The sequence below is a fragment of the Colwellia sp. MB3u-4 genome (genome assembly GCF_014077065.1).
GTDB lineage: Bacteria > Pseudomonadota > Gammaproteobacteria > Enterobacterales > Alteromonadaceae > Cognaticolwellia.
Map to the genome: position 1 here is coordinate 1 of NZ_JACGVE010000015.1, position 332 is coordinate 332.

Here is a 332-nt window from a genome sequence, read left to right on the forward strand (position 1 = left end):
AACTCCCACACTACCATCGGCGCTAACACGTTTCACTTCTGAGTTCGGAATGGGATCAGGTGGGGCCATGTCGCTATTGTCGCTAGACAAAAAGGGTACAATCTAAAAAGCTGTATCAGTGAGACATGTCTCAGTGATATATAAATACGTTTTGTGTTCTTATTTCTCTTATTCATCACTCATGTACGTGATGTTGCATATTCCTATGCAATACTACTATGTCAAACTACACACAACTTAAAACCACTTGGGTGTTGTATGGTTAAGCCTCACGGGTAATTAGTATTGGTTAGCTCAAGACCTCGCAGTCCTTACACACCCAACCTATCAAC

The 332-nt window shown here is 41.6% G+C and carries 1 rRNA gene; it reads right to left on the reverse strand.

Going from position 1 to position 332, the window contains the following annotated elements:
* Window positions 1-87 (reverse strand): 5S ribosomal RNA (gene rrf, locus H4J61_RS00065); the annotation flags it as partial.
* Window positions 88-332: the final 245 nt, after the last annotated feature.